Genomic DNA, 23,255 nt, shown 5'->3' on the forward strand with positions numbered 1-23,255 from the left:
CGCGCCGACGGCGGCCCCTGTGCCGGCTTCAGGCCGGCTGCGCGGCCGACGACGGGCCGTTTTCGGCCTGCAGGCGGCCGGTGACTTCCTTGCGGTAGCGGTTCAGTTCCTGCGCGGTCGCGAACGTGCGCTCGAACAGGATCGACAGGTTGTGCAGGATCCGCTCGACGACCTTCTTCTCCCACTCGCCGTCGAAACGGATCTGCTCGTCGAGCCAGCGCTCGAGCCATTCCGGATCGGGCAGGCGCGACTGCACGGTGTCGCGCGGGAACAGCGCCTGGTTCACGTGCAGGTTGGTCGGGTGCAGCGGCTTCTCGGTGCGGCGCGCCGACGCCATCAGCACGCCGATCTTCGCGAAGGCGGCACGCGCGACGTCGCCGCAGTTGTTCAGCGCTTTCTTCATGTAGCGTAGGTACGCGCCGCCGTGACGCGCTTCATCGCGCGAAATCGTTTCGTAGATCTGCTTGATGACGGGCTCGGTGTGCCAGTCGGCCGCGCAGCGGTACCAGTGGTTCAAACGGATCTCGCCGCAGAAGTGCAGCATCAGCGTCTCGAGCGGCGGCGCCGGATCGAACTGGAAGCGCACCGCGTGCAGCTCCTCTTCGGTCGGCACCATCTCGGGCTTGAAGCGGCGCAGGTATTCCATCAGCACGAGCGAATGCTTCTGCTCCTCGAAGAACCACACGCTCATGAACGCGGAAAAGTCGCTGTCGTGCTGGTTGTCGCGCAGGAACATTTCCGTCGCGGGCAGCGCCGACCATTCGGTGATCGCGTTCATCTTGATCGTCTTCGCCTGCTCGTCGGTGAGCAGCGAAGCGTCGAACTTGTCCCACGGAATGTCCTTCTCCATGTCCCAGCGGACAGCTTCGAGCGACCTGTAAAGTTCCGGATAAAGCATGGTGTTCATGATGGTCCCACCCCTGTTCTGCGCAATGCGACTTCTCTAAACGTGACTGTTGCCGCGCCAGCGCGCCGCGCGCGCTTTTTGCAGCCAAGACTCTAATTTTACGCGGGAAACCGGCCCGCCGGACGCTGATTCCTCGTCCGGCGGCCGGGCGGCCGCGTTGCCGCCGTTGGGCATGCCGCAACCCGCTCCGTTCCGACGGAGGCCGGTCGCGCTTGCCTGAGTGGGGGCCGGCGCTGGCCGGCTCGTTGGCGCGCCCGTCCCCTGCCCCAGGCGGGTTCCTCGAAAGGTCCCGTGCGGATGCCGGATCGGCGGGCTGCTCGATATGGTGTATACGGCGGCGGCCATGATAGCACGCGTGCATGACGGTTCCGAGACGCCTGCCCGGTCGCGCGCCGCCAACCGCGGCGCGGCGATCGGTCGCGCCCGACCGTCGCGAAAACGCAACCTTACATTGCGCCTGCGCGTGTCAGACCCGTATTTCGCCGGCCGCGAGGCCGCCTTCCGGCGGCGTGCCGGCCGCCGGTGCGCTGCTGCCGTCCGCCTGAGCGATCCACCCGGCGAGCGTCTCGCGCTGCGCCCGGCCGTCGCGGTAGCCGAGCTCGATCAGCTCGCGCGTGAAGGCCTCCTCGAACAGCAGGTAGCTCGCGAATGACGCGCCGGCCGGCTGGCTGCCGCCGATCGCGCCGAGCAGCCCGCGCATCGTCGCCGGCATCTGCTTCAGGTGCTTCGCGGCAATCAGCTCGATGCGCTCGGACGGCGCGATCGCGAGCACGTCGACGTGCCGCCAGCCGCTGTCGAGCTCGACCTGGTGCGGCAGGTGCTCGATCATCCGGTTGATGTGCTCGATCCGTTCGATGTCCGAGCCGATCGAGTCGAGGAACACGCTCGCGAGCACCTGCTGGCCGATCTGCGCGAGGCTCGGATAGCCACGGGCCCGTCCCGCGCCGTTCGCGGCCGGAATCTCGGGCCGCGGATCGGCTGCACCGACGACGACGATCCGGTCCGCGCCGAAGTGGATCGCCGGCGACAGCGGCGCGATCTGCCGGATCGAGCCGTCGCCGAAGTACTCGATCTGCCCGTCGAGCACGAGCGGCACGGCGGGGAACACGAACGGAATGGCCGACGACGCGAGCAGGTGCGACGCCGACAGGTCGACGAGCCGCGCGGTGCGCTGCGCGCGCCGCCACGCCTGGATCGGCTCGGCCGCCTGGTAGAACGTGAGGTGCCGGCCGCTCGAATAGCTGAGCGCGGTGATCGCGAGCGCATGCAGCAGGCGCGCCTCGAGCATCTGCTCGATCCGGTGGAAACTCAGCTCGCGCTGCAGCAGATGCGCGAGCGGCGTGTTGTCGAGCAGCCCGCGCGGCGAGCGGCGCGCCGCCCAGCCGAACGTCATCGTCGCGAGCCAGCGCGCGCCGGCGGCCGCGATGCCGAGCCAGTCGGTGCGATACACGTAGTCGGTGCGCAACGGCTCCCAGAATTCGAGCAGGCGCCGCACGCCATGGGAAAAGTCGTCCGCGTGGCTCGCGACCGACGTCGCGTTGATCGCGCCGGCCGACGAACCGCACACGACCGTGAACGGCAGCGTATGCCGCTGCGGATCGGCCTCGCGCGCGATCTCGGCCAGCGCCTTCAGCACACCGACCTGGTATGCGGCGCGCGCGCCGCCTCCCATCAGAACGAGCGCGAGTCGCATGATCGACCTGCTACCCGGCCCGCATCACGTCGAGCGCTTCGGCGGACGCGTTTCGGGCGACGAAGCGGCCGCCGCGCGCTCCGCGGCCGAACCGGACGGCTTCGCACGCTTCGCGGCGGGCTTGCGCGGTGCGGCCGCGGCGGATTTCGCGGCGGGCTCCGGCGCGGTGGCGGCCTCCGGCGGCGCGGCAGGCTGCATGCCCGGCTGCGCCATCGCGAGGCTCGCGAGCTGATTGAATTGCGTCTGCAGCAGGTTCCACCAGCCGGCCGGGTCGAACTGCTGCGCGGGGTCGCCCGCCGGCGCCTCCGCCGCGGACGCCGCGGCATCGGGCGCAGCCTCGCCCGCCGACGCGGGTTTCGCGGCCTGCGCGGCGGCCACGGCCGCTTCCTCGGCCGCCGACATCGAACTTTGCGCGAACGCGCCGAACGCGCGCAGCGTCGCGAGCGTCGCGCGCTGCACCTCGAGCGCCTGGATCGCGGACTGCAGCATCCCGAGATTGAGCTTCAGCCATTGCTCGACCGCGCGCAGATCGGTGATCCGCTTGTCGAGCTCCTCGACGTTCGTGAGCGGCGACATCATGTCGGACATGCTCGACAGCGACGGCGGCAGCCCGTGCGTGGCGCCCGGAAACGGCGCCATCCCGCCGAACGGCGACATCCGCATCATGTCCCACATCCGGTCCATCATGTCGGCGGGCTGGAACCCGGCAAAGCCGGCGAAAGGGTTGGCGCCGGAGGCATCGGTCGTCATACGGGCATCCTGGTTGACTGGGGGAGCGAGGCGGCCGCCGTGCGTCGCGCAGCCGCGCGTGGTTCGATCATAGCGCGCACGTCAGAACGGCGCGTCGCCGGGGAACGCGGGCGGGCGCCGCTCGCGCAGCGAACGGATGCCTTCCTGCACGTCGGGCCCCGAAAAACCCATGAATTCGAGCGCGAGCGACGTATCGAAGGTCGGGCCAGCCGTGCGCAGCCAGTTGTTCAGCGCGTACTTGGTCCAGCGGATCGCCGACTGCGAACCGTGCGCGAGCCGCTCGGCCACTTCGTATGCCTTCGGCAGCAGGTCGGCCGGCTCGACCGCGAGCGAGACCAGCCCGATCCGCTCGGCCTCCTCGCCGCTCACGGGCTCGCACAGCATCAGGTAGTACTTCGCCTTCGCCATCCCGCACAGGAGCGGCCACACGATCGCCGCGTGGTCGCCGGCCGCGACACCGAGCCGCGTGTGGCCGTCGATGATGCGCGCATCCTTCGCCGCGATCGAGATGTCGGCGAGCAGCCCGGCGACGAGCCCCGCGCCGACGGCCGGACCATGCATCGCCGACACGATCGGCTTGCTGCAGTTGATCACGTTGTAGACGAGGTCGCGCGCCTCGCGCCACACGCGGGCGCGCACGTCGAAATCGTTCGCCATGTCCTCGACGAGCGCGAGATCGCCGCCCGCCGAAAAGCCCTTGCCTTCGCCGCGGATCACCGCGACGCGCGTGTCGGGATCGCGATCGACGTCGCGCCAGATGTCAGCGAGCTCGCGATGCATGCGCGCGGTCGCGGTCGCGAGGCCGCTGCGGTTCGCGCCCTCGCCGCTCATCACGATGTCGAGCACGCCATGGTCGCGGCGCGTCACCTTCAGTGCTTCGTAACCGCCGTACGCGGCAAGATCGGCCATCTGCTGCTCCTTGTTCGAGGCGCTCGAACGCTTGAATCGAGTGTAGCCAAGCCCGCGCGGTCAAACATCGGGCGAAACCCGGCGCGCGGGCCGAAGTCGGGTGTCGCCGGCGCGTTGCGTACCGCGCCGCTTATGCCGCGCCGTCGGGCGGGGCGACCGACTGCTCGATCGCGCCGAAGATGGACTTGCCGGCCGCGTCGAACATCTCGATGCGCACCGTATCGCCGTAGCGCATGAATTCGGTCTGCGGCGCGCCGTGCTCGATCGTCTCCAGGCAGCGCTTCTCGGCGATGCAGCAGTAGCCGCGCTTCGCGTCCTTGTTCGACACCGTGCCCGAGCCGACGATCGAGCCGGCACGCAGGTTGCGCGTCTTCGCCGCGTGCGCGATCAACTGGCCGAAGTGGAACACCATGTCGGTGCCCGCATCGGGCTGGCCGACCTTCTTGCCGTTCCAGTGAACGATCATCGGGCGGTGCACGCGGCCTTCGCGCCATTCGTCGCCCAGCTCGTCGGGCGTGACGGCGACCGGTGCGAACGCGGTGGCCGGCTTGCTCTGGAAGAAGCCGAAGCCCTTCGCGAGTTCGGCCGGAATCAGGTTGCGCAGCGATACGTCGTTCACGAGCGTGACGAGCCGCACGGCCTTCAGCGCGTCGTCGGGCGACGCGCTCATCGGCACGTCGCCGGTGATCACCGCGACCTCCGCCTCGAAGTCGATGCCCCATTCCTCGGACGGGCACACGACGTCGTCGCGCGGCCCCAGGAAATCGTCGCTGCCGCCCTGGTACATCAGCGGATCGGTCCAGAACTCGGGCGGCATCTCGGCGCCGCGCGCACGGCGCACGAGCTCGACGTGGTTCACGTACGCGGAGCCGTCGGCCCACTGGAACGCGCGCGGCAGCGGCGCCATGCAGTTGGCCGGATCGAACGCGAACGCGTTGCGCGCGCGGCCGTGGTTCAGCGCGTCGTACAGGTCGCGCAGTTGCGGCGCGTAGAACGCCCAGTCGTCGAGGACGCGCTGCAGCGTCGGCGCGATCGCATCGGCAATCGCCGCGGTGTGCAGGTCGCGCGACACGACGATCAGTTGGCCGTCGCGCGTGCCGTCCTTCAGCGAAGCAAGTTTCATAGGGAGGATCTGCCGTTGTAGTGACGATGGAGGGAATCTATTTTACGATGGTGAATCCATGCGGCGCGCCACGATCGTGCACGCCGTTTTCACCCCGTTTCCTGTCGCATTTTCGCGCCCCCGTTGCCCATGCCCGCCAGCCCGCTTCCCGACGACGATCTCGCCGACTCCGATACCGACGACGCTGCTTCCGGCGAACACGGCGAGAAGGTCCGTTCCGGCATCCAGTCGATCGAGGTCGGCTTCCGCCTGCTCGACGTGCTGACGAGCGAGCCGCGCGCGATGATGCTGCGCGATCTCGCGCAGCGCGCGGGCATGAGCCCGGCGAAGGCGCACCGCTACCTGGTCAGCTTCTCGCGGCTCGGCGTCGTGTCGCAGGACCCCGTCTCGGGCCGCTACGAGCTCGGCGGCTTCGCGCTGCAGATGGGCCTCGCGCGGCTCGCGCGCGTCGACGGCGTGAAGCTCGCGCGGATCGCGCTGACCGAATTCCGCGACCGTCTCGACCAGACGGTCGGCATCGCGGTGTGGGGCAACCAGGGGCCGACGATCGTGCACTGGATGGAGTCGAGCCATCCGGCGAAGGCGTCGCTGAAGCTCGGCGACGTGATGCCGCTGCTCGGTTCCGCGACGGGCCTGCTGTTCGCCGCGTACCTGCCGCGCAGCAAAACCGCCGCGATGCTGGAGCGCGAACTGGCCGATACGCGCCGCTCGCCGCACCACGGCGGCCCGCGCACGCTCGACGAAGTCGATGCGGTGCTCGCCGACGTGCGCCGACACCAGGCCGCGCGCGTCGAGGGGATGCTGCTGCCGACGATCCACGCGTTCTGCATGCCGGTGTTCGACGCGGTCGGCGAACTCGCGCTCGCGATCGTCGCGCTCGGCCAGGAAGGCTCGTTCGACATCGCGTGGGGCGGCGAGATCGACACCGCGCTGCGCGCCTGCGCGCAGAAACTGTCTTACGAACTCGGCTATAGTCCCGACGCACGCGACGCCTGACGCGTCCGGTTCACGCCACGTCACGCATCGCGAACGCGCCGCGCATCCGGCGGTCCGATTCCTGTAGCGCGCGCCGCGCGCCCGACGTCACCCACGCGCCCGATCCTGTTCCGATGCCCATGCAGCCTGCCGACCTTCGCCCGAGTCACGCCCGGCCCCGCCGCTGGCTGCGCGTGGGCGTCGCGCTCGTCGCCGTGCTGGTGCTGCACGCGCTCGCCGGGTTCTGGCTGATGCGCAACCGCGAATCGTTCACGCCGCCGCCGCCCGCCGACATCCCCGTGCAGATCGAGTTGCTGAAACCGCAGCCGATCGAGCGCCAGCCAGCCCCGCCGGCGCCGAAGCCGGTCGAACGTCCGGCCGCACCGACGGCGGCCCCACCGAAACCCGCGCCATCGCGCGAGCCGGTCCTCACGTCGACGCAGACGGCCGAGCACGGCGAACCGCCGGCGGCGGCCGCGTCCGCTGCGAGCGACACACCGGGGGCTTCGGCCGCGCACGCCGCGTCGGCCGCGGGCGCCAGCGCCGCGACACCCGGCCCCGCGACGAGCGGCGTGAAGTTCGCCGCGCCGCCGTCCGGCGACCTGCAGTACGACACGTTCTACAACGGCATGCAGAACATGATCGGCACGATCCACTGGCGCACCGACGGGCACACGTACGACCTGTCGGTGTCGATGCCCGTGCCGTTCGTCGGCCCGTTCACCTATCGCAGCGAAGGCCGCATCGATGCGTTCGGCGTCGCGCCCGACCGTTACGTCGAGAAGCGCGGCAAGCGGCCGGAAGACATCGCGATCTTCAACCGCGAGATCCGGCAAGTCGTGTTCACGCGCACGCCGAACAACGCGCCGCTGCCCGACGGCGTGCAGGACCGCTTCAGCATGCTGATGCAGTTGTCGGGGCTCGTGCGCGGCAATCCCGCCGCCTACAAGCCGGGCGTCACGCAGCAGTTCTTCGTGATCGACAACAACAGCGGCGAGACCTGGCCGATCACCGTGATCGGCGACGAGCAGGTGCAGACGCAGGCCGGCATCATCGCGGCGCGGCACTTCATGCGCCTGCCGCGGCGCGACGGCGACACGCGTCGCATCGACATGTGGCTCGCGCCGTCGCTCGGCTGGCTGCCCGCGCGACTCGTGCAGAGCGAGCCGAACGGGGCGCAGATCGAGCTGCTGTGGCACGGCCGCCTCGCCGCACCGAGCGTGCCTGCCGATGTCGCCCCGCCCGCCGGCGCAACGAACGCGCCTGCCGCCGCTCCGACACCCGATGCATCGCCCGCGCAGCCAGCGGAACCGGCGCAAGCGGCGCCATCGGCACCGCCCGCGACGATGCAACCCCCTGCCTCGTCGACTGTCACACAGTGAGTGAACGCGCGTGAATCCGCGCCAATCGGCAATTTCGACCGATTACAGATTTCCCGGAAATGGCCGATGACACTCTTTAACAACTATTTCAGTCCACCGGCTCACAATGAGAAACGTTTGATAGACATCGGCTTCTAACCGATACACCCCACGCAACGGGAGAACGGGGTGTGCAGCGCAAGCCCCTTGAAACCGGCAAGGCTTGCCCCACCTAGGGGACAACAAGGCCAGATGCCACTGCGAAGAGGAGTGCCGCCATGCAAATGATCTACAACAGCCCCAACTACTGCGTCGTCGAATTTGCGCCGCAGGCCGGCCATCACCTGATGAATGCCGGCGGATACGAAATCGTCGACAAGAACGCGCAGCGCGAAATCTTCATCGACGGCGAACTTGCCGAACGATTCCGCGCGCACGTGAAGCAGCTGATCGAGGATGAACCGTCGCTCGACGAGGTCGACGAATTCCTCGGACAATTCGACAGCCTGATGATGATGCCCGTCGTGCTCCACTGACGAGCGCAGCCCGGCGCGTCATGCGGCCGGGCCATTTCGCCGCGCATCGACGCGGCGCCGCGTGCACTCCGATCCTGCCCCCGTCCGGCTCGCCGGCGGGGGCTTTCGTTTGGCAGGCCGCCAGGCCGGCACGGCGAAGGCCCGCGCCCCCTTGACGCACCGGCTACAATGACGGTTTTCCGTCTTCGCCGGTCTTCCGCCCATGTCTGCGACTCCTCTCGCCGCTTCCGTCCCGCTCGACGCGCGCTACACGCGCGGCGCCGCCCTGCCCGCGCTGCTGAAATCGCGCATCCTGATCCTCGACGGCGCGATGGGCACGATGATCCAGCGCTACAAGCTCGACGAGGCCGCGTATCGCGGCGAGCGCTTCAAGGATTTCCCGCGCGACATCAAGGGCAACAACGAGCTGCTGTCGCTCACGCAGCCGCAGATCATCCGCGAGATCCACGACCAGTACTTCGCGGCCGGCGCCGACATCGTCGAGACCAACACGTTCGGCGCGACGACCGTCGCGCAGGCCGACTACGGGATGGAAGATCTCGTCGTCGAGATGAACGTCGCATCGGCGAAGCTCGCACGCGAATCGGCCGCGAAATACGCGACGCCGGACAAGCCGCGCTTCGTCGCGGGCGCGATCGGGCCGACGCCGAAGACGGCCAGCATCTCGCCGGACGTCAACGATCCGGGTGCGCGCAACGTCACGTTCGACGAGCTGCGCACGTCGTACTACCAGCAGGCGAAGGCGCTGCTCGACGGCGGCGTCGACCTGTTCCTCGTCGAGACGATCTTCGACACGCTGAACGCCAAGGCCGCGCTGTTCGCGCTCGACGAGCTGTTCGAGGACACCGGCGAGCGCCTGCCGATCATGATCTCGGGCACCGTCACCGATGCGTCGGGCCGCATTCTGTCGGGCCAGACCGTCGAGGCGTTCTGGAATTCGCTGCGTCATGCGAAGCCGCTCACGTTCGGCCTGAACTGCGCGCTCGGCGCGGCGCTGATGCGCCCGTACATCGCCGAGCTCGCGAAGCTGTGCGACACCTACGTGTCGTGCTACCCGAACGCGGGCCTGCCGAACCCGATGAGCGACACCGGCTTCGACGAAACGCCCGACGTCACGTCGGGCCTGCTGAAGGAATTCGCGCAGGCCGGGCTCGTGAACCTCGCGGGCGGCTGCTGCGGCACGACGCCCGAACACATCGCCGAGATCGCGAAGGCGCTCGCCGACGTGAAGCCGCGCCGCTGGCCGAACCAGTACAGCGACAACGCCTGACCGACCGCCCCCGTCCTTCATCAAAAGAATTCGCACCGCCATGACCGATCACATGATGCGCCTTGCCGGCCTCGAGCCGTTCAACGTCACGCCCGGGACGCTCTTCATCAACGTCGGCGAACGCACCAACGTCACCGGCTCGAAGGCGTTCGCACGGATGATCCTCAACGGCCAGTTCGACGAGGCGCTCGCCGTCGCGCGCCAGCAGGTCGAGAACGGCGCGCAGGTGATCGACATCAACATGGACGAGGCGATGCTCGATTCGAAGGCGGCGATGGTGCGCTTCCTGAACCTGATCGCGTCGGAGCCGGACATCGCGCGCGTGCCGATCATGATCGACTCGTCGAAGTGGGAGGTGATCGAAGCCGGCCTCAAGTGCGTGCAGGGCAAGGCGATCGTGAACTCGATCTCGCTGAAGGAAGGCGAGGACGCGTTCCGCCACCACGCGAACCTGATCCGCCGCTACGGCGCGGCCGCGGTCGTGATGGCGTTCGACGAAACCGGCCAGGCCGATACCTACGCGCGCAAGACCGAGATCTGCAAGCGCTCGTACGACTTCCTCGTGAACGAAGTCGGCTTCCCGCCGGAAGACATCATCTTCGACCCGAACATCTTCGCGGTCGCGACCGGCATCGAGGAGCACAACAACTACGCGGTCGACTTCATCGAGGCGACCCGCTGGATCAAGCAGAACCTGCCGCACGCGAAGGTGAGCGGCGGCGTGTCGAACGTGTCGTTCTCGTTCCGCGGCAACGACCCGGTGCGCGAGGCGATCCACACCGTGTTCCTGTATCACGCGATCCAGGCCGGGATGGACATGGGCATCGTGAACGCCGGCCAGCTGGGCGTGTACGCCGATCTCGACCCCGAGCTGCGCGAGCGCGTCGAGGACGTGATCCTGAACCGCCGCGACGATTCCACCGATCGCCTGCTGGAGATCGCCGACAAGTTCAAGGCAGGCGGCGCGAAGAAGGAAGAGAACCTCGAGTGGCGCAACCAGCCGGTCGAGAAGCGGCTCTCGCATGCGCTCGTGCACGGCATCACGACCTTCATCGTCGAGGATACCGAGGAAGTGCGCGCGAAGATCGCCGCGGCCGGCGGCCGTCCGATCAACGTGATCGAGGGGCCGCTGATGGACGGGATGAACATCGTCGGCGACCTGTTCGGCCAGGGCAAGATGTTCCTGCCGCAGGTGGTGAAGTCGGCGCGCGTGATGAAGCAGGCGGTCGCGCACCTGATCCCGTTCATCGAGGAAGAAAAGCGCCTGCTCGCGGAAGCGGGCGGCGACGTGCGCGCGAAGGGCAAGATCGTCATCGCGACCGTGAAGGGCGACGTGCACGACATCGGCAAGAACATCGTGTCGGTCGTACTCCAGTGCAACAACTTCGAAGTGGTCAACATGGGCGTGATGGTCCCGTGCAACGAGATCCTCGCGAAGGCGAAGGTCGAGGGCGCGGACATCATCGGGCTGTCTGGCCTCATCACGCCGAGCCTCGAGGAAATGGCGTACGTCGCGTCCGAAATGCAGCGCGACGACTACTTCCGCGTGAAGAAGATTCCGCTGCTAATCGGCGGCGCCACGACGTCGCGCGTGCACACGGCCGTGAAGATCGCGCCGCACTACGAAGGCCCGGTCGTCTACGTGCCTGATGCGTCGCGCTCGGTGTCGGTCGCGTCGAACCTGCTGTCGGACGAAGGCGCGGCCAAGTATCTCGACGAGCTGAAGTCCGACTACGAACGCATCCGCGACCAGCACGCGAACCGCAAGGCGCAGCCGATGGTCACGCTCGCCGAAGCACGCGCGAACAAGACCAGGATCGACTGGGCCGGCTACCAGCCGGTGAAGCCGAAGTTCATCGGCCGTCGCGTGTTCAAGAACTACGACCTGAACGAGCTCGCGAACTACATCGACTGGGGCCCGTTCTTCCAGACCTGGGACCTCGCGGGCCCGTACCCGGCGATCCTGAACGACGAGATCGTCGGCGAATCGGCGCGACGCGTGTTCTCCGACGCGAAGTCGATGCTCGCGCGCCTGATCCAGGGCCGCTGGCTGACCGCGAACGGCGTGATCGCGCTGCTGCCGGCCAATACGGTCAACGACGACGACATCGAGATCTACAGCGACGAGTCGCGCTCGGAAGTGCTGCTCACGTGGCGCAACCTGCGCCAGCAGAGCGTGCGCCCAGTGGTCGACGGCGTGATGCGGCCGAACCGTTCGCTCGCCGACTTCATCGCGCCGAAGGAGTCGGGGGTGGCCGACTACATCGGGATGTTCGCGGTGACGGCCGGCCTCGGCGTCGACGTGAAGGAAAAGCAGTTCGAAGCCGACCACGACGACTACAGCGCGATCATGCTGAAGGCGCTCGCCGATCGTTTCGCGGAAGCGTTCGCCGAAGCGATGCACGCGCGCGTGCGGCGCGAACTGTGGGGCTATGCGAGCGGCGAGACGCTCGACAACGACGCGCTGATCGCCGAGAAGTACGCGGGCATCCGCCCGGCGCCCGGCTACCCGGCCTGCCCCGACCACCTCGTGAAGCGCGACATGTTCGACGTGCTGCACGCGGACGAGATCGGCATGAGCGTGACGGATTCGCTCGCGATGCTGCCGGCGGCGAGCGTGTCGGGTTTCTATCTCGCGCACCCGGACAGCCGCTACTTCTCGGTCGGCAAAATCGGGCAGGATCAGCTCGAGGACTACGCGCAACGCATGGCGCTGTCGCTGGACGACGCGCGCCGCGCGCTCGCGCCGCAACTGTAACCGCGTCGACTGCGGCGACCCGCCGCTTCCATCGCCACGCGCCCCGATCCAGGGGCGCGTCGCACAATGGCTTGATTTATCAGGATAACTAATCTCAATAATCGAGATCGAAGTCCTGCAACGCCGGGCTTTCGGGCCAACGTGCGTGGGCGACATAGCGCGCCCTTCTCCCTAAATCCTTCCCGCCATGTCGACCTTCGAGATCCGGATCACCGAAACGCCATCGGACAGCGCGAGCCCGTTCCCGCCGACGATCTACCGCGGCGAGCGCTGGGATCTGAGCCATCTGCGTCCGTTGGCATTCACCTGCGATCTGGAAACCGGCTTCGACGTGACGGTTCTGGTGCTGTTCTCCTGTCACTGCTTCACACGCAGCCTCAAATGGGACGGACGCACCCGCGACACCATTCCGGATGACGAGATCTACGACGACGGCCGCGAAACACGCGTGCTCTGCGCAGACCGGTACCGCGCGTCACGGGAGTTGCTGCGCGGCGTGATCGTCGGGCTGGCGACGCGCCGGATCGTCGTCGCCGATGGACGGCAACCCAATTTCGTGACGGTGGAAGCGGTCGCATCGGACGGCACGCAACGCGTGTATGCGGTGTTCTTCGAGGTTTCGAAGGACCGGATCAGGAAACGCCGGCTCATCCTGCGCGTACAGTCGGCCTACATGCTGGATGGCGGCCTGAACCGGCGCCAGCGGGAAGCCCGGAAAGTCGCGCTGCGCACGTTGCTGCGAGCCAGCCTCGAAGGCCACAAGATCCGGGCGTAGAAAAACCAACGGCCGCCTGTCGGCAGCCGTCGCATGCGGGATTCTCTTTCCGTCGTTCGACGAAATACCCACTCCAGGTGGGACCCGGTTGCCCGGGCGGCGCTATGTTTTCGCACCCGCTTTCACATAGTCTTGCGTTGAATTATAAGGGATTTCATCCTTCGGTCAAGGCAGGCGCCGCGCTACCGCCCCGATTTCGCGCCCGCCATCCGCTCGACATAAATTTTCATCAGACAAAAGAAAAAGCCCGCTCGAAAGCGGGCTTTTTCCTGTCTGGCGAACCTTTCGATCTGCCAAGCAAGGAAGAAGGAAGCTCAGAAGCCCCAGTGCACGTCGGCCTGGCCGGCCTTCGCTTCGCGCAGCATCGTCAGGAACGGCGCGACGCGCTGCGCCAGGCTCGGCGGCACTTCGTGGTGCGCGTGGTCGGCTTCGTCCTCGTGGAAATGGCCGGCGTGCTCGGCGCGCTCCTGCTTCGCCTGCGCGACCGCGCCTTCCAGCTTGGCGATCGCGTGGTCCAGTTCGTCGTGCGTGATCACACCGCGCTCGCCCAGCTGCTTGCCGACGAGACCCAGCACATACACGGCGAAATCCTTCAGCACGTCGAGATCCTGTGCCGCCTTGCTCTTGAACGTAATCATGACAATTCCCTTTTCATCTTGTTGTGCCTGCGCGGCGCGGTTGGGGAACGCCGGCAGACCGGCGTCCGGCCTCGCGGACGCGGGCCGCCTGAGCGGCATATTAGCACCTGTTAAAATTCTGCGATCCCTGAAACGCGCGCTTAAAAAGCGTGCCGGCGGGCCGGCGTTTCCGGCCGCCACCAACGAAGCCTTCTACCAGCATGCTGCCAGCACACAAACAGACCCTCGAAGCCCTGCTCGCGGATAGCGTCAAGCAGGTCGCACACGCGCTGAAAGGCGCCGACGCAGCATTCGTCGCCCCCGCCATCACGCTGGAGCGCCCGAAGGTCGCCGCGCACGGCGACGTCGCGTGCAACGTCGCGATGCAGCTCGCGAAGCCGCTCGGCACGAATCCGCGCCAGCTCGCCGAGCAGATCGTCGCCGCCCTCACCGCGCAGCCGGCCGCGCAAGGCCTCGTCGAAGCCGCCGAGATCGCCGGCCCCGGCTTCATCAACCTGCGCCTGTCGGCCGCCGCCAAACAGGCGGTGATCGCCGCCGTGTTCGAGCAGGGCCGCGCGTTCGGCACGTCGGATCGCGAGAAAGGCAAGCAAGTGTTGCTGGAATTCGTGTCGGCCAACCCGACCGGCCCGCTGCACGTCGGCCACGGCCGCCAGGCCGCGCTCGGCGACGTGCTCGCGAACGTGATCGCGAGCCAGGGCTACGCGGTGCACCGCGAGTTCTACTACAACGACGCGGGCGTGCAGATCGGCAACCTGGCGATCTCGACGCAGGCGCGCGCGCGCGGCCTGAAGCCGGGCGACGCGGGCTGGCCGGAAGCCGCGTACAACGGCGAGTACATCGCCGACATCGCGCGCGACTACCTGAACGGTGAAACGGTCGCCGCGTCGGACGGCGAGCCGGTCAAGGGCACGGGCGACGTCGAGGATCTCGACGCGATCCGCAAGTTCGCGGTGACCTACCTGCGTCGCGAGCAGGACATGGATCTGCAGGCGTTCGGCGTGAAGTTCGACCAGTACTACCTCGAGTCGTCGCTGTACAGCGAAGGCCGCGTCGAGAAGACGGTCGACGCGCTGGTCAAGGCCGGCATGACCTACGAGCAGGACGGCGCGCTGTGGCTGCGCACGACCGACGAAGGCGACGACAAGGATCGCGTGATGCGCAAGTCGGACGGCACGTACACGTACTTCGTGCCGGACGTCGCGTACCACGTGACGAAGTGGGAGCGCGGCTTCACGAAGGTGATCAACATCCAGGGTTCGGACCACCACGGCACGATCGCGCGCGTGCGCGCCGGCCTGCAGGGGCTGCATATCGGTATTCCGAAGGGCTATCCCGACTACGTGCTGCACAAGATGGTCACCGTGATGCGCGACGGCCAGGAAGTGAAGATCTCGAAGCGCGCGGGCAGCTACGTGACGGTGCGCGACCTGATCGAATGGTCGGGCGGCGCGGCCGCGGGCCAGGAAGCGGCCCCCGACCTGATCGACGAGGCGACCATCACGCGCGGCCGCGACGCGGTGCGTTTCTTCCTGATCTCGCGCAAGGCCGATACCGAGTTCGTGTTCGACATCGACCTCGCGCTGAAACAGAACGACGAAAACCCGGTCTATTACGTCCAGTACGCGCATGCGCGGATCTGCTCGGTGCTCAACGAACTGAAGTCGCGCTACAACGTCGACGTCGCGCAACTGCCGGGCGCCGACCTGTCGCAGTTGACGAGCGCGCAAGCGGCGTCGCTGATGCAGAAGCTGGCCGAGTATCCGGACATGCTCACGCACGCGGCGAACGAGCTGGCGCCGCACGCGGTCGCGTTCTACCTGCGCGATCTCGCTGGCGAATTCCACTCGTTCTACAATGCGGAGCGCGTGCTGGTCGACGACGAGGCGCCGCGCAATGCGCGCGCCGCGCTGCTCGCCGCGACCCGGCAGGTGCTCGAGAACGGCCTGGCGGTGCTCGGCGTATCCGCGCCCGCCAAGATGTAAGGATGTCAGCGCGGCCCCGAACCGGGCCGCGAATGGCTGCGGCAGCGGCCACCGTCAGGTTGCCCGTCGCCGGGCGCCCGTCGTCGGATGCCCGTCGCAGCCTTTTCACGATTCTTTTTGCAGGTGACTCAAGCAATGGCACAACCACGCCGAACTTCGAAGCAGTCGAAACAAGCCGGAGGGACATTTCTTGGAATCGTGCTGGGCCTGATCGTCGGCCTCGCAATCGCCGTGGTGGTGGCGCTCTACATCACGCGTTCGCCGTCGCCGTTCGTCTCGAAGGTCGCGCCGCCGCCGGCCGACAACGGCGCGAGCCAGCCGCAGCAGTTCGACCCGAACCGCGCGCTGCAGGGCAAGACGCCCGGCCAGCCGGTGCCGCAGGCCGCGCAATCGGCGCCGCCGAACACCGCGCCCGGCCAGGCCGCGAACCAGACCCAGGGCGGCCTGCTGCCCGAGCCGCAGATCGTCGAAGTGCCGCCGTCGGGTAACACGAACGGCGCCACCGGCTCGAGCAACACCACCGCGTCGAACACGCCGTCGTCGGGCAACGGCGTCGCCGTCGCGCCGAAGCCGGCCGACACCACGCCGCCGCCGAAGAAGACGCAACAGGCGCAGCAACAGCAGCAAGGCGGCGAGGACGACCTCGCCCGCTTCGCCGCGCAGAAGCAGGCGCAGCAGGCCGCCGCGCAAAAGCAGCAGCAACAGCAGCAGGCCGCGAACACGCCGAAGCCGACGTCGTCGGCCGGGGCCGCGGCGGCAGCAGCGGCGAAGCCGCCGACCGCGAACGACGCGAACACCGGCTACTTCCTGCAGGTGGGTGCGTACAAGACGGAAGGCGATGCCGAGCAGCAGCGTGCGCGCCTCGGCTTCCAGGGCTTCGAATCGAAGGTGTCGAAGCGCGACGTCAGCGGCGTGACCTATTTCCGCGTGCGGGTCGGCCCGTTCTCGAAGTTCGAGGATATGAACTCGGCCCGCCAGCGCCTGTCCGATGCAGGTGTCGACACGGCGGTGATCCGCTTCACGAAGCAGTAAGCCAACCGGCCGAGCCCACGCAGAACCCGTTACGTTCCGTAACCCGAGCAACTGATTCGACGTTCACAACATGAAAAAACTGCTTAGCACGCTCCTTCTGTCCCTCGGCCTGGCCGCCGGCCTCGCCCAGGCTTCGCCCGCCGCGCCGGCCTCCGGCAAGGACTTCGAGGTGATGAAGTCGCCGCAGCCGGTGTCCGCGCCGGCCGGCAAGGTCGAGGTGATCGAGTTCTTCTGGTACGGCTGCCCGCACTGCTACGAATTCGAGCCGACGATCGAGGCCTGGGTGAAGAAGCAGGGCAACAACATCGACTTCAAGCGCGTGCCGGTCGCATTCCGTGACGATTTCCTCCCGCACTCGAAGCTGTTCTACGCGGTATCCGCGCTCGGCATCTCCGAGAAGGTCACGCCGGCGATCTTCAACGCGATCCACAAGCAGAAGAACTACCTGCTGACGCCGCAGGCGCAGGCCGACTTCCTGGCCACGCAGGGCGTCGACAAGAAGAAGTTCATGGACGCGTACAACTCGTTCAGCGTGCAGGGCGAGGTGAACCAGTCGGCCAAGCTGCTGAAGGACTACGCGATCGACGGCGTGCCGACGGTCGTCGTCCAGGGCAAGTACAAGACGGGCCCGGCTTACACGAACAGCATCCCGGGTACCGCGCAGGTGCTCGACTTCCTCGTGAAGCAGGTTCAGGACAAGAAGCTCTGATCCCCGTCCGCGCGCCGGCATGACTACTCCGCTGAAAGTCTTCATCACCGGCGCGTCGAGCGGCCTCGGCCTTGCGATGGCCGAGGAATACGCCCGCCAGGGCGCCACGCTCGCCCTCGTCGCGCGCCGCACCGATGCACTCGATGCGTTCGCGCGGCGGTTCCCGAAGCTGTCCATCTCCGTCTATTCCGCCGACGTGCGCGACGCCGATGCGCTCGCGACGGCCGCCGCGTCGTTCATCGCCGCGCACGGCTGCCCCGACGTCGTGATCGCGAACGCGGGTATCAGCCAGGGCGCCGTCACTGGTCAGGGCGACCTCGCGGCGTTCCGCGACGTAATGGACATCAACTACTACGGGATGGTCGCGACGTTCGAGCCATTCGTCGGCCCGATGACGGCCGCGCGCCACGGCACGCTGGTCGGCGTCGCGAGCGTCGCCGGCGTGCGCGGCCTGCCCGGCTCCGGTGCGTACAGCGCGTCGAAATCGGCCGCGATCAAGTATCTGGAAGCGCTGCGCGTCGAGCTGCGCCCGGCCGGCGTCGGCGTCGTGACGATCGCGCCCGGCTACATCCGCACGCCGATGACCGCGCACAACCCGTACCGGATGCCGTTCCTGATGGACGCCGATCGCTTCGCCGCGCGCGCGGCACGCGCGATCGCCCGGCAGCACGCATTCCGCGTGATTCCGTGGCAGATGGGTGTCGTCGCGAAGGTGCTGCACGTGCTGCCGCGCTGGCTGTACGACCGCCTGTTCGAAAAGGCGCCGCGCAAGCCGAAGGCCGGCGCGCACTGAAAGCTGCCTTGAGCGATGTCACCCGTGCCCCGTTTCTGCTCAAACGCGGGCTTTTTCGGCTGTTCCTTCCGTTTTGGCGCCTTTGTGCAAGCACTGCACGCTTTGCCCTTGCGCACGACAGCCCATGGCATTCAGGGCTCGGGGCGAGAAGTATCCCCAAGGGTATGTCCTTCGGGGCATAGCGCTGACGTCGCAGACATCCTTGACAGCGTGCTTTCGCGAGTTGATATGCTCAAATCATGCAACGCTTCCAAGCCTTCAAGTACGAACTGATGCCGACCGGTGAACAACAGCGCCAGATGCGCAGTTTCGCCGGAGCGTGTCGGTTCGTCTTCAACAAGGCGTTGGCATTGCAAAAGGAGCGCTTCGAGCGCGGTGAAAAGAAGCTCGGATACTCGGAGTTGTGCCGATTGATCACGGCGTGGCGCAACGCTCCGGAGACGCCATGGCTCAAGGCGGCGCCGACTCATCCGCTGCAACAGTCGCTCAAAGACTTGGAACGCGCTTACACGAACTTCTTCGCCAAACGTGCCGGCTTTCCGCGCTTCAAGAAGAAGGGTCGGTCGGACAGCTTCCGTTATCCCGATCCGAAGCAGATCGAGGTCGATCAGCGAACCAGTCGCATCTTTCTGCCCAAGCTCGGCTGGCTGCGCTATCGCAACAGCCGCGCTGTGCTGGGCGACGTGAAGCAAGTCACGGTACTGGTCAGCGGTGGCAAGTGGCATGTGAGCATCCAGACTGAACGAGTTGCCGAGCGACCTGTTCCCAATGGCGGCGCAATCGGCATCGATTTGGGCATCGTTCGCTTCGCCACGCTCTCGGACGGTACGTTCTACGCGCCGCTGAACAGTTTCAGGCGGCATGAGGTTGCGCTGCGCCGTGCGCAGCAGGCGATGAGTCGCAAATTGAAATTCAGCAACAACTGGAAGAAGGCAAAAACCCGCGTCCAGCGCATCCACTCCCGAATCGGCAACGCTCGCCGGGACTTTCTGCACAAAGCCACGACCACGATCAGCCAAAACCACGCGATGGTGTGTATCGAGGATTTGCAGGTGCGGAACATGTCCAGATCGGCGGCAGGCTGCGCGGAGCAACCGGGAAGGAATGTTCGGGTCAAGTCTGGCCTGAACAAATCCATCCTCGATCAGGGCTGGTTCGAGTTTCGGCGCCAGCTGGATTACAAGCTGGCGTGGAGCGGCGGGCATCTAATCGCAGTATCGCCGCGGAACACGAGCCGAACCTGCCCGTGTTGCGGGTACGTGTCGGCGGAAAACCGGCTCACTCAAGCCCGTTTCGAGTGCGTGAATTGCAGTTTCGAGGAAAACGCCGATCTCGTCGGCGCGATCAATGTCCTCAGGGCGGGACACGCCCGTTGCGCCTGTGAAGTGAGCGATGCAACAAGATCGCCAGCAGCAGGAACCCACCGAAGCGAACTGGCTGCGTAAGCAGCCAAACGCAGCAGGAGTCGCGCAGTTTTTACTGAGCGAGGATGTCAAGGTATGCTATTCGCCAGCCGCGTCGGCCCTGCCCGCTTCCGGGCCGCGCCTGCCTCCGTCATTCAGCGAAAAACACACGCCACGTGGGAGATCCTATGCACGTCAAGCTGTTCGCCGCGGCCGCCGTGGCCACGGCCCTCGCCGCCCTTGCCGCCCCCGGCCTCGCCGCCGCCAAGCCGCTCACCGTCTGCACGGAATCGAGCCCGGACGGCTTCGACGTCGTGCAGTACAACTCGCTCGTCACGACCAACGCATCGGCCGACGTGATCTTCAACACGCTCGTGTCCTACGACGAAGCCGCGAAGAAGGTCGTGCCCGCGCTCGCGGACAAATGGGAAGCGAGCGCCGACGGCCTCACGTATACGTTCCACCTGCGCCCGAACGTCGCGTTCCAGACCACCGACTACTTCAAGCCGGGCCGCACGCTGAACGCGGACGATGTCGTGTTCACGTTCACGCGGATGCTCGACGATGCGAATCCGTGGCACAAGGTGGCCGGCGCGAGCGGCTTTCCGCACGCGCAGTCGATGGGTCTCGTGAAGCTCGTGAAATCGGTCACGAAGGTCGACGACAGCACGGTGAAGTTCGTGCTGAACGAACCGAACGCGACGTTCGTGCCGATCCTGACGATGGGCTTCGCGTCGATCTACTCGGCCGAATACGCGGACCAGCTGCTGAAGGCCGGCAAGCAGGCCGACCTGAACGCGAAGCCGGTCGGCACCGGCCCGTTCGTGCTGAAGAGCTATACGAAGGACGCGCTGATCCGCTACGACGCGAATCCGACGTACTGGGGCACGAAGCCGAAGGTCGACCGGCTGATCTACGCGATCACGCCCGACCCGTCGGTGCGCCTGCAGAAGGTGAAGGCCGGCGAATGCCAGATCGCGCTGTCGCCGAAGCCGCAGGACGTGCTCGCCGCGAAAGGCGAAAGCGCGCTGAAGGTCGTGCAGACGCCCGCGTTCATGACCGCGTTCGTCGCGCTGAACACGCAGAAGAAGCCGCTCGACAACGACAAGGTGCGCGAGGCGCTGAACCTCGCGTTCGACCGTGCGACCTACCTGAAGGTCGTGTTCGACAACACCGCGACGGCCGCGAACAACCCGTATCCGCCGAATACGTGGAGCTATGCGAAGGACGTCGCGCCGTATGCGTACGATCCCGCGAAGGCAAAGCAGCTGCTCGCGCAGGCCGGCTTCCCGAACGGCTTCTCGACCACCATCTGGACGCGCCCGACCGGCAGCGTGCTGAATCCGAACCCGAAGGTCGGCGCGGAACTGCTGCAGGCCGACCTCGCGAAGATCGGCGTGAAGGCCGAGGTCAAGGTGATCGAATGGGGCGAGCTGATCAAGCAGGCGAAGCTCGGCCAGCATGACATGCTGTTCATGGGCTGGGCCGGCGACAACGGCGATCCGGACAACTACCTGTCGCCGCTGTTCAGCTGTAATGCGGTGAAGTCGGGCATCAACTTCGCGCGCTTCTGCGATGCGCAGCTCGACAAGCTGATCGCCGACGGCAAGTCGACCGCCGACCAGGCCAAGCGCGCGAAGCTGTACGAAAGCGCGCAGAAGATCATCCACGACCAGGCGCTGTGGATTCCGCTCGGCTACCCGACCGCGGCCGCGTTGACGCGCACGAACGTGAGCGGCTATCACGTGAGTCCGTTCGGACGGCAGAACTTCACGACGGTCGCCGTGCAGTAACCGTGCGTGGCGCGCAAGCGACGGCGTGCACGCCGCTCGCTTGCGGCCCGCGCGCCGCGCTTGCTACACTGCGCGCCTGTTCCTCATACCGGACGCCAGCCAAAGTGAACCACTAAGCCTTCCCGAAATGTTTTCGCCGCCCGTGCCACGCACGCCGCGCGCGAAGGTCTTCACGCATTTTTGGAGGTGCTCATGGCTGCAGCCACGCCCACCGGCGCGCTCGTCGCGCTTCATCACGTTTCCTTCCGCTTCGACGACGGCGTCACGCTGTTCGATTCGCTCGACCTGTCCATCGACCGCACGCCCACCGGCATCGTCGGCCGCAACGGCGTCGGCAAGAGCCTGCTCGCGCAACTGATCGCCGGCTGCCGCATGCCGAGCGCGGGGACGATCGAGCGGCATGCGCACGTCGTCTACGTCGCACAGCAGCACGATCATGACCGCGACGACGCGGCCGCCGCCGCCCCGCGAACCGTCGCGCAGATCGCCGCGCTCGATGCACCGCTCGGCGCGCTCGCGCGTCTCGCGGAAGGCCACGCAACACCGAACGACTTCGACCTGATCGGCGATCGCTGGGATCTCGCGGAACGCCTGCGCGTGGCGCTCGACGCGGCCGGCCTGCACGACGTCCACGCCGACACGCCCGCGCACGCGCTGAGCGACGGCCAGGTCGCACGCGTGGCGCTGATCGGCGCGCTGCTGTCCGGCGCCGGCCTGCTCGTGCTCGACGAACCGACCAACCATCTCGATGCACCGGGCCGCGCGTGGCTGCGCACGGCGCTCGACGGCTGGCGCGGCGGCGTCGTCATCGTCAGCCACGACCGTGCGCTGCTCGCCGGCGTGCAACGCATCGTCGAGCTGACACCGCACGGCGCGCGTTCATATGGCGGCAACTACGCGCTCTATCGCGCGCAGCGCGACGCGGAACAGGACGCCGCGCACGCGGCGCTCGACCATGCGCGTACCGAGCGCGGGCGCGTACGGCGCCGGCTCGAACAGGAGCACGACACGATCCAGCGCCACGCGGCCGCGTCGCTGCGCGACGCGAAGACGGCCAACCTGTCGTCGATGGCGCGCCAGAGCCGCAAGGGCGCCGCACGCGGCATCATGGGAACGGTCCGGCGTCATCAGAGCGACTTCAAGGCGACGCTCGACGCGCGCGTGCAGGAAGCGGCCGCGCGCGTCGAAGCCGACGCACCGGTGCTGGTATCGCTGCCGGGCACCGAGGTCAGCGCGCGCCGCCAGTTGTTCACGCTCGAACGCGCGCAACTGCCGTGGCGGGTCGCGGGCGACGCCGACGCGATCACGTGGTCGGCAAGCGGCCCCGTGCGCATCGCGCTGACGGGCCCGAACGGCTGCGGCAAATCGACGTTGCTGAGGATGCTCGCGGGCGAGCTCGCGCCGCGTTCGGGTACCTGCACGACGCACGTGAGCGCCGCGTATCTCGACCAGCGGCTCGCGTTGCTCGACCCCGAGCGCTCGATCGTCGAGCAACTGGGCCTGCTCGATACGCCGCTCGCCGAAGGCGACCTGCGCAGCCGTCTCGCGCTGCTGCAGCTCGACGCGACGCGTGCGACGCAACCCGCGTGGCAACTGAGCGGCGGCGAACGGCTGAAGGCCGCGCTCGCCTGCGCATTGTGGCGCGGCACGCCCGCGCAACTGCTGCTGCTCGACGAGCCGACCAATCACCTCGATCTCGAATCGGTGCGGGCGATCGAAGCGGCGCTGGCCGGCTTCCCGGGCGCGATCGTGGTCGCGTCGCACGACGCCGCGTTTCTCGCGGCGCTCGAACCGACGCATACGATGCAGTGGCAGCGCGACGGGTGGCGCTACGAACCCGTCGCGTGA

Annotated in this window: 19 protein-coding genes; 13 read left to right on the top strand and 6 right to left on the bottom strand. The window is 67.3% G+C overall.

The window, feature by feature from the left end; genetic code table 11:
* Positions 1 to 28: 28 nt before the first annotated feature.
* The 5 genes from SY91_RS01145 to SY91_RS01165 all read right to left on the bottom strand — a co-directional run bounded on the left by SY91_RS01145 (position 29) and on the right by SY91_RS01165 (position 5,382).
* A complete protein-coding gene (locus SY91_RS01145; RefSeq protein WP_006477673.1) occupies positions 29 to 907 on the bottom strand; it encodes a diiron oxygenase in 879 nt (292 codons plus the stop codon).
* A 466-nt stretch (positions 908 to 1,373) separates the two neighbouring features.
* Positions 1,374 to 2,600 carry a patatin-like phospholipase family protein gene (locus SY91_RS01150; protein ID WP_185921014.1) on the bottom strand — a complete coding sequence of 409 codons (1,227 nt, stop codon included), beginning with the start codon at positions 2,598 to 2,600 and terminating at the stop codon, positions 1,374 to 1,376.
* 24 nt (positions 2,601 to 2,624) lie between these two features.
* Entirely contained in the window at positions 2,625 to 3,350 is a 726-nt protein-coding gene (locus SY91_RS01155; protein WP_185921015.1) for a PhaM family polyhydroxyalkanoate granule multifunctional regulatory protein, read from the bottom strand.
* Between the two features lie 81 nt (positions 3,351 to 3,431).
* The gene (locus SY91_RS01160) at positions 3,432 to 4,259 is read right to left on the bottom strand and encodes an enoyl-CoA hydratase/isomerase family protein (RefSeq protein WP_023476780.1); all 828 of its coding nucleotides are present in this window, start codon (positions 4,257 to 4,259) and stop codon (positions 3,432 to 3,434) included.
* A 130-nt stretch (positions 4,260 to 4,389) separates the two neighbouring features.
* Positions 4,390 to 5,382 carry a fumarylacetoacetate hydrolase family protein gene (locus SY91_RS01165; protein ID WP_023476781.1) on the bottom strand — a complete coding sequence of 331 codons (993 nt, stop codon included), beginning with the start codon at positions 5,380 to 5,382 and terminating at the stop codon, positions 4,390 to 4,392.
* Between the two features lie 129 nt (positions 5,383 to 5,511).
* On the opposite strand from SY91_RS01165, the gene SY91_RS01170 reads away from it, so the two are divergent.
* From SY91_RS01170 to SY91_RS01195, 6 genes are all read left to right on the top strand, one after another.
* Complete coding sequence (locus tag SY91_RS01170) at positions 5,512 to 6,378, top strand: IclR family transcriptional regulator (RefSeq protein ID WP_011546324.1); 867 nt, start codon at positions 5,512 to 5,514, stop codon at positions 6,376 to 6,378.
* 113 nt (positions 6,379 to 6,491) lie between these two features.
* Complete coding sequence (locus tag SY91_RS01175) at positions 6,492 to 7,739, top strand: DUF3108 domain-containing protein (RefSeq protein WP_043887823.1); 1,248 nt, start codon at positions 6,492 to 6,494, stop codon at positions 7,737 to 7,739.
* A gap of 257 nt (positions 7,740 to 7,996) precedes the next feature.
* Complete coding sequence (locus SY91_RS01180; protein WP_006477667.1) at positions 7,997 to 8,254, top strand: DUF3567 domain-containing protein; 258 nt, start codon at positions 7,997 to 7,999, stop codon at positions 8,252 to 8,254.
* Positions 8,255 to 8,456: 202 nt separating this feature from the next.
* Positions 8,457 to 9,524, top strand: a complete 1,068-nt coding sequence (locus tag SY91_RS01185; RefSeq protein WP_006477666.1) for a homocysteine S-methyltransferase family protein — start codon at positions 8,457 to 8,459, stop codon at positions 9,522 to 9,524.
* 40 nt (positions 9,525 to 9,564) lie between these two features.
* Positions 9,565 to 12,282, top strand: coding sequence for a methionine synthase (gene metH, locus SY91_RS01190; RefSeq protein ID WP_006477665.1), 2,718 nt, complete (start codon positions 9,565 to 9,567; stop codon positions 12,280 to 12,282).
* 187 nt (positions 12,283 to 12,469) lie between these two features.
* On the top strand, positions 12,470 to 13,057 hold the full coding sequence (locus SY91_RS01195) for a hypothetical protein (protein ID WP_023476784.1): 588 nt from the start codon (positions 12,470 to 12,472) through the stop codon (positions 13,055 to 13,057).
* Between the two features lie 314 nt (positions 13,058 to 13,371).
* Here SY91_RS01195 and SY91_RS01200 read toward each other — a convergent pair whose 3' ends face one another.
* Entirely contained in the window at positions 13,372 to 13,695 is a 324-nt protein-coding gene (locus tag SY91_RS01200) for a DUF1840 domain-containing protein (RefSeq protein ID WP_006489103.1), read from the bottom strand.
* Positions 13,696 to 13,895: 200 nt separating this feature from the next.
* Between SY91_RS01200 and argS the strand changes: the two genes are divergently transcribed.
* From argS to SY91_RS01235, 7 genes are all read left to right on the top strand, one after another.
* On the top strand, positions 13,896 to 15,677 hold the full coding sequence (argS, locus tag SY91_RS01205; RefSeq protein ID WP_006477662.1) for an arginine--tRNA ligase: 1,782 nt from the start codon (positions 13,896 to 13,898) through the stop codon (positions 15,675 to 15,677).
* Between the two features lie 135 nt (positions 15,678 to 15,812).
* Positions 15,813 to 16,709, top strand: coding sequence for an SPOR domain-containing protein (locus tag SY91_RS01210; RefSeq protein WP_027809035.1), 897 nt, complete (start codon positions 15,813 to 15,815; stop codon positions 16,707 to 16,709).
* A 70-nt stretch (positions 16,710 to 16,779) separates the two neighbouring features.
* Positions 16,780 to 17,418, top strand: a complete 639-nt coding sequence (locus SY91_RS01215) for a thiol:disulfide interchange protein DsbA/DsbL (RefSeq protein WP_012329316.1) — start codon at positions 16,780 to 16,782, stop codon at positions 17,416 to 17,418.
* Between the two features lie 19 nt (positions 17,419 to 17,437).
* Entirely contained in the window at positions 17,438 to 18,211 is a 774-nt protein-coding gene (locus tag SY91_RS01220; RefSeq protein ID WP_011546330.1) for an SDR family oxidoreductase, read from the top strand.
* 239 nt (positions 18,212 to 18,450) lie between these two features.
* The gene (locus SY91_RS01225) at positions 18,451 to 19,656 is read left to right on the top strand and encodes an RNA-guided endonuclease InsQ/TnpB family protein (RefSeq protein ID WP_023476786.1); all 1,206 of its coding nucleotides are present in this window, start codon (positions 18,451 to 18,453) and stop codon (positions 19,654 to 19,656) included.
* Positions 19,657 to 19,802: 146 nt separating this feature from the next.
* Positions 19,803 to 21,407: an ABC transporter substrate-binding protein gene (locus SY91_RS01230; RefSeq protein ID WP_023476787.1), complete on the top strand. Its 1,605-nt coding sequence runs from the start codon at positions 19,803 to 19,805 to the stop codon at positions 21,405 to 21,407.
* A 192-nt stretch (positions 21,408 to 21,599) separates the two neighbouring features.
* The gene (locus SY91_RS01235) at positions 21,600 to 23,255 is read left to right on the top strand and encodes an ABC-F family ATP-binding cassette domain-containing protein (RefSeq protein WP_023476788.1); all 1,656 of its coding nucleotides are present in this window, start codon (positions 21,600 to 21,602) and stop codon (positions 23,253 to 23,255) included.

The organism is Burkholderia cenocepacia, from assembly GCF_014211915.1.
In the GTDB taxonomy this organism is placed as follows: domain Bacteria; phylum Pseudomonadota; class Gammaproteobacteria; order Burkholderiales; family Burkholderiaceae; genus Burkholderia; species Burkholderia orbicola.

What these genes read in the sequence shown, in the direction of transcription:
- SY91_RS01145 (WP_006477673.1), bottom strand. Translation starts at nt 907, where the DNA reads ATGAACACCATGCTTTATCCGGAACTTTACAGGTCGCTCGAAGCTGTC.
- SY91_RS01150 (WP_185921014.1), bottom strand. Translation starts at nt 2,600, where the DNA reads ATGCGACTCGCGCTCGTTCTGATGGGAGGCGGCGCGCGCGCCGCATAC.
- SY91_RS01155 (WP_185921015.1), bottom strand. Translation starts at nt 3,350, where the DNA reads ATGACGACCGATGCCTCCGGCGCCAACCCTTTCGCCGGCTTTGCCGGG.
- SY91_RS01160 (WP_023476780.1), bottom strand. Translation starts at nt 4,259, where the DNA reads ATGGCCGATCTTGCCGCGTACGGCGGTTACGAAGCACTGAAGGTGACG.
- SY91_RS01165 (WP_023476781.1), bottom strand. Translation starts at nt 5,382, where the DNA reads ATGAAACTTGCTTCGCTGAAGGACGGCACGCGCGACGGCCAACTGATC.
- SY91_RS01170 (WP_011546324.1), top strand. Translation starts at nt 5,512, where the DNA reads ATGCCCGCCAGCCCGCTTCCCGACGACGATCTCGCCGACTCCGATACC.
- SY91_RS01175 (WP_043887823.1), top strand. Translation starts at nt 6,492, where the DNA reads ATGCCCATGCAGCCTGCCGACCTTCGCCCGAGTCACGCCCGGCCCCGC.
- SY91_RS01180 (WP_006477667.1), top strand. Translation starts at nt 7,997, where the DNA reads ATGCAAATGATCTACAACAGCCCCAACTACTGCGTCGTCGAATTTGCG.
- SY91_RS01185 (WP_006477666.1), top strand. Translation starts at nt 8,457, where the DNA reads ATGTCTGCGACTCCTCTCGCCGCTTCCGTCCCGCTCGACGCGCGCTAC.
- metH (WP_006477665.1), top strand. Translation starts at nt 9,565, where the DNA reads ATGACCGATCACATGATGCGCCTTGCCGGCCTCGAGCCGTTCAACGTC.
- SY91_RS01195 (WP_023476784.1), top strand. Translation starts at nt 12,470, where the DNA reads ATGTCGACCTTCGAGATCCGGATCACCGAAACGCCATCGGACAGCGCG.
- SY91_RS01200 (WP_006489103.1), bottom strand. Translation starts at nt 13,695, where the DNA reads ATGATTACGTTCAAGAGCAAGGCGGCACAGGATCTCGACGTGCTGAAG.
- argS (WP_006477662.1), top strand. Translation starts at nt 13,896, where the DNA reads ATGCTGCCAGCACACAAACAGACCCTCGAAGCCCTGCTCGCGGATAGC.
- SY91_RS01210 (WP_027809035.1), top strand. Translation starts at nt 15,813, where the DNA reads ATGGCACAACCACGCCGAACTTCGAAGCAGTCGAAACAAGCCGGAGGG.
- SY91_RS01215 (WP_012329316.1), top strand. Translation starts at nt 16,780, where the DNA reads ATGAAAAAACTGCTTAGCACGCTCCTTCTGTCCCTCGGCCTGGCCGCC.
- SY91_RS01220 (WP_011546330.1), top strand. Translation starts at nt 17,438, where the DNA reads ATGACTACTCCGCTGAAAGTCTTCATCACCGGCGCGTCGAGCGGCCTC.
- SY91_RS01225 (WP_023476786.1), top strand. Translation starts at nt 18,451, where the DNA reads ATGCAACGCTTCCAAGCCTTCAAGTACGAACTGATGCCGACCGGTGAA.
- SY91_RS01230 (WP_023476787.1), top strand. Translation starts at nt 19,803, where the DNA reads ATGCACGTCAAGCTGTTCGCCGCGGCCGCCGTGGCCACGGCCCTCGCC.
- SY91_RS01235 (WP_023476788.1), top strand. Translation starts at nt 21,600, where the DNA reads ATGGCTGCAGCCACGCCCACCGGCGCGCTCGTCGCGCTTCATCACGTT.